The 7,674-nt window shown below is 68.4% G+C and carries 7 protein-coding genes and 1 pseudogene; all 8 read right to left on the bottom strand.

What is annotated here, in order from left to right; genetic code table 11:
• Positions 1-199: 199 nt before the first annotated feature.
• Complete coding sequence (ffh, locus tag HRL41_RS11260) at positions 200-1,606, bottom strand: signal recognition particle protein (RefSeq protein ID WP_172137105.1); 1,407 nt, start codon at positions 1,604-1,606, stop codon at positions 200-202.
• A 70-nt stretch (positions 1,607-1,676) separates the two neighbouring features.
• Complete coding sequence (locus tag HRL41_RS11255) at positions 1,677-1,967, bottom strand: hypothetical protein (RefSeq protein ID WP_165047966.1); 291 nt, start codon at positions 1,965-1,967, stop codon at positions 1,677-1,679.
• A gap of 183 nt (positions 1,968-2,150) precedes the next feature.
• Positions 2,151-2,711 (bottom strand): carbonic anhydrase, encoded by a 561-nt coding sequence (locus HRL41_RS11250; RefSeq protein WP_165170475.1) that lies wholly within the window; start codon positions 2,709-2,711, stop codon positions 2,151-2,153.
• Positions 2,712-2,714: 3 nt separating this feature from the next.
• A complete protein-coding gene (locus tag HRL41_RS11245; RefSeq protein ID WP_371808845.1) occupies positions 2,715-3,245 on the bottom strand; it encodes an N-acetyltransferase family protein in 531 nt (176 codons plus the stop codon).
• Positions 3,236-4,660 carry a signal recognition particle-docking protein FtsY gene (ftsY, locus tag HRL41_RS12260; protein WP_253904883.1) on the bottom strand — a complete coding sequence of 475 codons (1,425 nt, stop codon included), beginning with the start codon at positions 4,658-4,660 and terminating at the stop codon, positions 3,236-3,238. The genes HRL41_RS11245 and ftsY overlap by 10 nt, the downstream gene beginning before the upstream one ends.
• A gap of 112 nt (positions 4,661-4,772) precedes the next feature.
• On the bottom strand, positions 4,773-5,279 hold the full coding sequence (locus HRL41_RS11235; protein WP_172137104.1) for a PIN domain-containing protein: 507 nt from the start codon (positions 5,277-5,279) through the stop codon (positions 4,773-4,775).
• Positions 5,276-5,647 (bottom strand): hypothetical protein, encoded by a 372-nt coding sequence (locus HRL41_RS11230; RefSeq protein ID WP_172137103.1) that lies wholly within the window; start codon positions 5,645-5,647, stop codon positions 5,276-5,278. The genes HRL41_RS11235 and HRL41_RS11230 overlap by 4 nt, the downstream gene beginning before the upstream one ends.
• A gap of 151 nt (positions 5,648-5,798) precedes the next feature.
• Positions 5,799-7,674 (bottom strand): annotated as a pseudogene (locus HRL41_RS11225) (chromosome segregation protein SMC); the annotation flags it as partial.

Here is a 7,674-nt window from a genome sequence, read left to right as displayed (position 1 = left end):
TGCCTCCAGAGTCATCCGAACAGGAAAAGATCCCGATAGGTCGCCCGCAGAACACCGTCATCGCGTTCGGCTAACCATGGAACGCGCAGGTCGAGGGAAGGTGTTCGGCTGACTTCGCAAATCAACCGGCGCGACGTTGCGCCGCCAGCAAAAAGGGCCGCTGCTCGTTCGTAATGCCAGCGAGAAGTGCTCCCGGGTCCTATTGATCCATCATCTGCTGCAGCTTCTTCAGGTCCCCCATCGACATGCCGCCCATGCCGGGAAGCGCGCGGCCGCGGCGCGACTTGCCGCGCTTGCCCTTGCGCCTCTGCTGCTGCTCGACGGTGCCCATCATCTTCTTCATCATCTTCTTGGTCTCGTTGAACTTCTTGATGAGCTGGTTCACGTCGGTCACCGTGACGCCCGCGCCCTTCGCGATGCGCGCGCGGCGGCTGCCGTTGAGGACCTCGGGCTTGACGCGCTCCTCCTTCGTCATGGAGTTGATGATGACCTCCATGGCGTCGAGCGCCCCCTCGTCCACCTGCCCGCTCCCGAGCGCCTTGTCGCCGCCGGGCAGCGCGCTGATGAGCTTCGCGATGCCGCCCATCTTGTGCACCTGGCGGTTCATGGTGATGAAGTCGTCGAGCGTGAGCTGGCCCTTCGCCATGCGCTCAGCCTCGACGGCCTCGGCCTCCTCCTGCTGCACCTTCACGGCGCTCTCGATGAGCGACACCACGTCGCCCATGCCGAGGATGCGCTTGGCCATGCGGTCGGGGTGGAACACCTCGAGCGAGTCGGGCTTCTCGCCCGAGGAGATGAACTTGATGGGCTTGCCCGTGACCTCGCGGATGGACAGCGCGCCGCCGCCGCGGGCGTCGCCGTCCATCTTCGACATGATGACGCCGTCGAAGTCCACGCGGCTCGCGAACGCCTCGACCACGTTCACCACGTCCTGGCCGGTCATGGCGTCGACCACCATGAGGATCTGGTCGGGCTTGACGGCGTCGCGGATGGCCTCGGCCTCGACCATCATGTCCTCGTCGACGTGCAGGCGGCCCGCCGTGTCGATGATGACCACGTCGCGCAGCGAGTCGATGGCGTCCCGCACGCCCTCCTGCGCGATGCGCACCGGGTCCACGCCGTCGCCGCGGTACGCGCGCACGCCGATCTCGCCGGCGAGCGTGGCCAGCTGGTCGGCTGCGGCGGGGCGGTACACGTCGCAGGCCACGAGCAGGGGCGCGTGGTTCTCCTGCTTCAGGCGGTAGGCGAGCTTGGCGGCCGCGGTGGTCTTGCCCGAGCCCTGCAGGCCCACGAGCATGATGACGTTGGGGATGCGGCTGCCCATGACGAGCTTCGAGTCCGTGCGGCCCAGAAGCTCGGTGAGCTCGTCAAGCACCACCTTGATCACGTTCTGCGCCGGGGTGAGCGAGTCGAGCACCTCGGCGGCGAGGCAGCGCTCCTTCGTGCGCGCGACGAACGCCTTGACTACTTTGAAGTTAACGTCAGCTTCAAGAAGCGCGAGGCGAATCTCGCGCATGGCGGCGTTGATGTCCTCCTCGGTGAGGCGGCCCTTCGACTTCAGACCCGAGAAGATGCCCTGGAGGCGCTCGGAGAGGTTCTCAAGCATAGTGTTCTGCTCCTGTTGAAACGAGCTTGCATGTCACGGTTAACCGGACGATTATACCCCAGGCGCCCGCCTACAGGCTCACGATGGCCACCTTCACGTTGCTGTTGCGGAAGACGGGGCGCAGAAACTCGGGGTCCTGCAGCTCGGGCAGCACCTGCTGCAACGCGATGAAGATGTCGGCCGACGGCGCGCGCGAGGCGTCCTCGAGCGCGTAGACGGTGCGCTCCGAGATGCGCATGCCCGTCTTCTCCTCCACCGCCTTCACGAGCGACAGCCCGCGCGAGTAGCCGTTCGCCAGGCGCGACGCCTTGAGCAGCACGCCGTATGCCTCCCAGTCGATGACGCTGTTCTCCTTAGCCATGATATGACCTCCGATTCGTCGCGTGCTTCTCCTCAAAGTTGCATTATAGTACGATTCTACGGCGCGCGCCAGAGACGCAGGCGAGCGGGTGAGAACGGGCAGGCTCGGGGCGAGCGGGTCTGGGGCGGGCGGCGCGTGAGCGCAGGCCAGAGGCGCGCAAGCCCGAGCCAGGGCGGGGCTGCGCTAGCCGAGGAAGTCAACCTCGCCCGAGTGGGTGTGGTAGACGGCGCCGCGTATCTCGAGCCCGTCATGCGCGGCGAGACGGGAGAGCTCCTCGTCGGACCCAAGCGCCGCCATGCTCGCGCGCACGTTGCGCACGACGGCCTCGTAGGGGTCGGTCACATCGCCGATGGCCTGGGTGATCTTGTCGGTGATCGCCGTCACCGCGCCGGCGCAGCCGCCCTCCAGCGCCGCGGACACCGCGCCGCAGCGCGTGTGGCCGAGCACGAGCAGGAGCTTCACGTGCAGGTGATCGCACGCGTACACCGCGCTCGCCAGCTCGGAGGGGCCCACCACGTTGCCCGCCACGCGGATGGTGAACAGGTCGCCGAGGCTCGCCATGAACATGTGCTCGGGCACCACGCGCGAGTCCGAGCAGGTGAGCACGATGGCGTACGGGCTCTGCCCGTACTCGTAGAGCTCCGTGATGCGCTCAAGCGACGTGTCGAGCTTGTGCTGGCGCAGCGTCAGGAAGTCGTGGTTGCCCCGCCTCAGGCGGTCGATGGCGTCGCTTGCCGAGATCATGGCTCAGCCCTCCTCGCGGTCGCGTGAGGCGCAGGGTACGCCCGCGGCCTCGTGGTAGAAGACGTGCATGTCCTCGTAGGCACCCTCCTTGTCGAGGAAGCCCCCGGGGATGGTGCCGACACGGGTGAATCCAAGGCTCTCGTAAAGGCGAATGGCGCGCGCGTTGCTCGCCACCACCGCGTTGAACTGCAGGCCGCGGAAACCGCAGGGGACGAGGTGCGCGAGCGCGTCGGCCACGAGCGCGCGGCCCACTCCCCTGCCGCGCGCCTCGCTGCTCACCGCGAAGCTCGCGTTCGCCACGTGGGAGCAGCGCCCCACGTTGTTGGGGTGCAGGATGGCCAGGCCGATGACGCGCCCCCCGTCAACGGCCACCGCCGCGTAGGACTGCGCGGCGAAGAACGCCGCGCCGGTCTCTTCGTCCAGCTCGTCGAGCTGCGGGAAGGCCCGGCCGTCGCGCACGACCTCGTTCCAGATGGGAATCATGGCCACCAGGTCGGCGGGCGTGTAGGCGCGCACCTCCATGGCTAGAACCACCTCTCCCAGAAGTGCTTCTTGCGCGGCTGCTCAGCGGGCGCGAGCTCGTCGGCGGCGGGCTCCCCCTCCGTCTCTTCCGCTTCGCCCTCGACGGCTGCGGCCGCGTCGTCTTCGGCATCCGGGTCGGCGGCTGCCAAGGCGAGCTCGGCCAGCTCCTCGTCGGTGAAGTTGGTGTCGTCGGGATCGAATTCGAGCTCTGCCGGCGCGGGCTCGGGTTCAGGTTCGGGCTCAGGCTCAAGCTCAGGCTCGAGGTCGCCGGCAGCCTTGGGCCCAGCCCCCTCCGCAGCCTCGGCCGCAGCTTCCGCGCGCTTCGCTTCCGCAGCCGTTTCCGCAGCCTCGACCTCGGCTTTGCGCTCCTCGGCTTCGAACCCAGCCTCGGCAGGCTCCTCGGTCGCCTCCGCCGTCGCAGGCGCACCCTCGAGCACGTCGCGGCGGCGCTCCCCGGCGGTCATGGCCGCCTGCTTGGCGTTCTCGCCGACGTGCTCGGCGTCCTCCTCGTAGCGCTCGTCGAAGTCGCCGATGAGCGCGCTCGAGAACGCGTGAGCGTCGAAGTCGCGCAGGTCGTCGATCCCCTCGCCCACGCCGATCTTGATGATGGGCAGCTCGAGCTCGTGGCTCACGGCGAGCGCGATGCCGCCCTTCGCCGTGCCGTCGAGCTTGGTGACGATGAGCGCGTCGAGGTCGAGCGCGCGGTTGAACTCGCGCGCCTGCTGCAGGCCGTTCTGGCCCGTGGTGGCGTCGATCACGAGCACCGTGTACACCGGCAGCTCGGAGCGCTTGCGCACCACGTTCACCACCTTCTCGAGCTCGCGCATGAGGTCGGCCGAGGTGTGCAGGCGGCCCGCCGTGTCGATGAGCACGAGGTCGGAGCCGGCGGCCTCGGCGCGCTCGATGGTGTCGTAGCACACGCTCGCCGGGTCGCTCCCGCGCTCGCGCGTGACCATCTCCACGCCCGCGCGGCGCGCCCACACCTCGAGCTGCTCGATGGCCGCGGCGCGGAACGTGTCGGCCGAGCCTAGGATGACGGAGCGGCCCGCGTCGGTCTGCTCCTTGGCGATCTTGCCCACCGTGGTGGTCTTGCCCGTGCCGTTGATGCCCACGAACAGCAGAAGCGCGGGGCCGCCGCCGAGGATCTCGTCGCCGCCAGGCGTGAACGTGGCGCTGATCTGGTCGTTCAGGAGGTCGAGCACCGCGTAGGCGTCGGGCAGCGCAAGCCGCGTGGCCTGGTCGCGCAGCCGCTCCACGATGTCGAAGGCCGCCGCGCCGCCGATGTCGGAGAGGATGAGCGTCTCCTCGAGCGTCTCCCAGAACTCCTCGTCGAGGTTCGGCCCGCGGTCGAGCAGGACGTTCATCGACTCCTTGAACTTGTCACGGGAGCGCGAGAGCCCCTCGCTGATCTTGTCGAAAAAACCCATGGCAGACTACCTCCATGCCAACGTCGCACCTTGCACCATGCCATTCTATGACATCAGGCGCGCGTTAGCCCCCGCCCCGCCGAAAAAGGGGACAGCCAACACGAGGGAAAGGTCAACCCGCCCGCTCCACGCGCAGCTTGAGGTAGGTGAGCATGTCGGCGCTCGAGTAGGCTTTTACCGTTGACGTGCGGGCAAGCCTCGCATCGTTGGTCACGAGGAAGTCAACGCCCGCAAGCTCGGCCGCAGCCGCCACCAGGCCGTCCTCGAGGTCGAAGAAGAGCGTCTTCTGCTGGCGCGCGAGCCAGACGGTGCGCAGGTCAAGCGAAACGGGAATGGCGAGGTCACGGATGGCGTCAACAATGCCCCACGCCATCTCGTTGCAAGCAAGCGCCTCGGACTCCGTCACTTCCTTCCCCGCCGCCCTCAGACGCCGCTTGTGGATGGAGCCCACAAGGTAGTAGACGTCCTTCAGACCGCCCGCGAAGTACGCAAGGCCAATCCCTTCCGCATACGCGTAATCGACGAGGGCGAAGGCATCCTCATGAGACGTGCGCCACGGGTCGAAATAGTCAAGCCACACGTTAGTGTCGAGGAGGAGCATCATCTCCCCCGCATTCACAGAAGGCCCCTCTCCTCGTAGCGCTCGACGAGCGCCTCCTCGTAGAGCTCGCGATCGCTCAACAAATTCGGAAGCGGGTCGCGCGTGATGCCGCGCTCCGCGTAGAACGCGATCACCCGCTGCTGCACAGCGTGGAGATCGTCGAGCTTACGCAGGCGCTCTTCACGCCCACCGTCACGCGGCGTCGGCTCGATGACCGCGCGGACGTCGGCGTCCCGCACGCCCTCACGACTCAGGAAATCATAGAAGCCCTGCACGGCCTTCGACGGTGTGAACCCTAAGGAGGCCAGCCGCGCGTCGCCGTCACGCTTTCGCTGAACCCCAATGCGCACGTTCATCTGCTGAGTCATTTGCTGAGTCGCCTCCATCAGCGCACCTCCCCAACGCAAGCCGCATCCATCAAGTTTGCTATATTGTATAGCAAATGCATGTTATAAGACAATACAGAGAATACGAGCTGATCTTGACGCAGGTATAGTGCCCTCGCGAGGTAGAGAGCGAATCAATGGAAACTGCGGTCTACTCGGCGTAGCTCAGGGCCTTCTCGAGCTTCTGGCTGATCACCTTCGTCACGCCGTCGGACTGCATGGAGACGCCGAACAGGACGTCGGCCATCTCCATGGTGCGGCGCTGGTGGGTGATCATGATGAGCTGGGTGGTGTCGCGCAGCTTGTCGACGTAGGCCACCAGGCGGCGCAGGTTCGTGTCGTCGAGCGCGGCCTCCACCTCGTCGAGGATGTAGAACGGCGTGGAGCGCGTGCGGTAGACCGCGAACAGAAGCGCGAGCGCCGTCAGGGACTTCTCGCCGCCCGACATGAGCATCATCTTGGTGATGCGCTTGCCCGCGGGCTGCGCGTTCACCTCGACGCCGGTGTTCTCCAGGTCATCGGGGTCCACGAGCGCCAAGTTGGCCGCGCCCCCGGGGAACAGCGTGGCGAAGATCTCCTGGAAGTAGCCGTTGACCTCCTCAAACGTGCGCACGAAGTCATCCCGCATGCGCGCGTCGATGACCCGGTTGATCTTGGCGAGCGACTTGCGCGCCGCATCGAGGTCGGCCATCTGCCCGGCCAGGTAGTCGTAGCGGCTCTTGAGCTCGTCGTACTCGGCGGCGGCGTCGGGGTTGATGGTGCCGAGGTTGGCGATGCGGCGGTTCAGGCGGAACGCCTCCTCCTCGAGCGCGGCGCGGTCCTCGGGCTCGGGCGTGGCGAGCGCCACGTCGAGCGGCGTCTTGCAGTCGGACACGATGACGTTCACCGCCGCCTCGACCTGCAGCTCGAGCCGGCCCTTCTCGACGCGGGCCGCCGAGAGCCGCTCGTTCACCTCGTCGTAGGCGTCGTGCGCCGCGCGCGTGGCGCCGCGCGCCTCGGTCACGCGGGCGTGCAGGCCGGCGGAGGAGTCCTGTGCGGCCACGGCGCGGTCCTCCAAGTCGCGCGTCCAGCGGCGCGCCGAGGTGGCCAGCTCGTCGATGATCGCCAGCAGGGGCTCGAGGCGGGCGGCTGACACGTTCTTCACCACGAGCAGCTCCGCCGACTCGGCGGCCTGGGCCCCGAGCTGCTCCAAGTCGCGCAGGCGGGCGTCGCGCAGGCGCGCCGTGTAGGCGTCGCGCTCGGCGAGCTTGGCGGCCTCGAGCTTGGCCTCCGCGAGCGCGTCGGCGTTGCGGTGGGCCTCGCGGCGCAGCGGGGCGAGGGCCGCCTGGGCCTCCTCCTGCTTGCGCTTCGCCTCGTCGAGCCGGGCGCGCAAGTCGCTGACCTGCTGCTCGAAGGACTCCACGTTCGGACGCGCGCTCGAGATGATCGCCTCGGCCTCCTCGCGCTGGCGCTGCACGCCCTCAAGCTCGCGCCGCACGGCGGAGAGCTTCTCGGTGGCGCGCTCAGCCGCCGAGCGGGCTGCCTCGGCGCCGCCGCGCAGCGCGGCGAGCTGCTGGCTGAGCTCGAGGCTCGACGCCTGCGCCTGGCGCAGCGACTCCTCGGCCGCCGCGGCCTCGGCACGAGCCTTCTCCGTGGTGACCTGGGCTTTCGCAAGCCCGGCTTTCAGCTCCTCCAGGCGGCGGACGCGCGCGAGCACGCCGTCGGCGCCCTCGACCACCGAGCGGCCCAAGGTCACCTTGCCCGAGGGCCACACCACCTCCCCGCGAAGCGACGCGAAGCGCAGGCCGAGCGCGTCGGCGGCATGCGCCGCGAGCGCGTCGTCAAGCGAGTCGCACACCACCACGTCGCCGAGCAGCGCGCGCACCGCGCGGGCTGCGGAGGCGGGGTACTCCAGGCTGTCGATGAGCGGAGCGCCCGGCGCGGAAGACGGGTGCGCGGCCGCGCGGGCGTCGGCGGCGTTCGCGGCTGCGGCTGCGTTCACGGCTGCGGCTGCGGCGCCGTTCGCACCCGTGGCGTCGGCGCCGTCC

Origin of the sequence: Adlercreutzia sp. ZJ473 (assembly GCF_013185065.1) — a bacterium.
Taxonomy (GTDB): domain Bacteria; phylum Actinomycetota; class Coriobacteriia; order Coriobacteriales; family Eggerthellaceae; genus CAAEEV01.
The sequence above is the reverse complement of the archived record's forward strand: the minus strand, read 5'-3'. Positions and strand labels throughout refer to the sequence as shown.

Bases quoted from the DNA above. Each gene is read 5' to 3' on its own strand.
- ffh (WP_172137105.1), bottom strand. From the start codon at position 1,606: ATGCTTGAGAACCTCTCCGAGCGCCTCCAGGGCATCTTCTCGGGTCTG.
- HRL41_RS11255 (WP_165047966.1), bottom strand. From the start codon at position 1,967: ATGGCTAAGGAGAACAGCGTCATCGACTGGGAGGCATACGGCGTGCTG.
- HRL41_RS11250 (WP_165170475.1), bottom strand. From the start codon at position 2,711: ATGATCTCGGCAAGCGACGCCATCGACCGCCTGAGGCGGGGCAACCAC.
- ftsY (WP_253904883.1), bottom strand. From the start codon at position 4,660: ATGGGTTTTTTCGACAAGATCAGCGAGGGGCTCTCGCGCTCCCGTGAC.
- HRL41_RS11230 (WP_172137103.1), bottom strand. From the start codon at position 5,647: ATGGAGGCGACTCAGCAAATGACTCAGCAGATGAACGTGCGCATTGGG.